The 1,654-nt window shown below is 51.6% G+C and carries 1 rRNA gene; it reads right to left on the minus strand.

Going from position 1 to position 1,654, the window contains the following annotated elements:
* Window positions 1–48: 48 nt before the first annotated feature.
* Window positions 49–1,577: ribosomal RNA gene (locus DFR42_RS28805) — 16S ribosomal RNA — on the minus strand.
* Window positions 1,578–1,654 lie beyond the last annotated feature (77 nt).

Raw genomic sequence — 1,654 nt, forward strand, 5'->3', positions numbered from 1 at the left:
ATCATTAACAGTCAATAAGTGTGGACACTTAACTACGCGCTACTCTAGAAAGGAGGTGATCCAGCCGCACCTTCCGATACGGCTACCTTGTTACGACTTCACCCCAGTCACGAACCCTGCCGTGGTAATCGCCCTCCTTGCGGTTAAGCTAACTACTTCTGGCAGAACCCGCTCCCATGGTGTGACGGGCGGTGTGTACAAGACCCGGGAACGTATTCACCGCGACATGCTGATCCGCGATTACTAGCGATTCCAACTTCATGTAGTCGAGTTGCAGACTACAATCCGGACTACGATACACTTTCTGGGATTAGCTCCCCCTCGCGGGTTGGCGGCCCTCTGTATGTACCATTGTATGACGTGTGAAGCCCTACCCATAAGGGCCATGAGGACTTGACGTCATCCCCACCTTCCTCCGGTTTGTCACCGGCAGTCTCATTAGAGTGCCCTTTCGTAGCAACTAATGACAAGGGTTGCGCTCGTTGCGGGACTTAACCCAACATCTCACGACACGAGCTGACGACAGCCATGCAGCACCTGTGTAAAGGTTCTCTTTCGAGCACTCCCAAATCTCTTCGGGATTCCTTCCATGTCAAGGGTAGGTAAGGTTTTTCGCGTTGCATCGAATTAATCCACATCATCCACCGCTTGTGCGGGTCCCCGTCAATTCCTTTGAGTTTTAATCTTGCGACCGTACTCCCCAGGCGGTCTACTTCACGCGTTAGCTGCGTTACCAAGTCAATTAAGACCCGACAACTAGTAGACATCGTTTAGGGCGTGGACTACCAGGGTATCTAATCCTGTTTGCTCCCCACGCTTTCGTGCATGAGCGTCAGTGTTATCCCAGGGGGCTGCCTTCGCCATCGGTATTCCTCCACATATCTACGCATTTCACTGCTACACGTGGAATTCTACCCCCCTCTGACACACTCTAGCCTTACAGTCTCCAATGCAGTTCCCAGGTTGAGCCCGGGGATTTCACATCAGACTTATAAAACCGCCTGCGCACGCTTTACGCCCAGTAATTCCGATTAACGCTTGCACCCTACGTATTACCGCGGCTGCTGGCACGTAGTTAGCCGGTGCTTATTCTTCAGGTACCGTCATTAGCATTCCGTATTAGGAAACACCGTTTCTTCCCTGACAAAAGAGCTTTACAACCCGAAGGCCTTCTTCACTCACGCGGCATTGCTGGATCAGGGTTGCCCCCATTGTCCAAAATTCCCCACTGCTGCCTCCCGTAGGAGTCTGGACCGTGTCTCAGTTCCAGTGTGGCTGGTCGTTCTCTCAAACCAGCTACTGATCGTCGCCTTGGTAGGCTTTTACCCTACCAACTAGCTAATCAGATATCGGCCACTCCATGAGCACGAGGTCCGAAGATCCCCCGCTTTCATCCTTAGATCGTATGCGGTATTAGCGTAACTTTCGCTACGTTATCCCCCACTCTAGGGTATGTTCCGATATATTACTCACCCGTTCGCCACTCGCCGCCAGGTTGCCCCGCGCTGCCGTTCGACTTGCATGTGTAAGGCATGCCGCCAGCGTTCAATCTGAGCCAGGATCAAACTCTTCAGTTTAATCTCTGTTTTTCGACAATTTCTTGTCTATGTCATTTTACTGACATGTCGCTCACTCAAAATACTGACAGTTCAGT

Source organism: Undibacterium pigrum (genome assembly GCF_003201815.1).
Classification (GTDB): domain Bacteria; phylum Pseudomonadota; class Gammaproteobacteria; order Burkholderiales; family Burkholderiaceae_D; genus Undibacterium; species Undibacterium pigrum.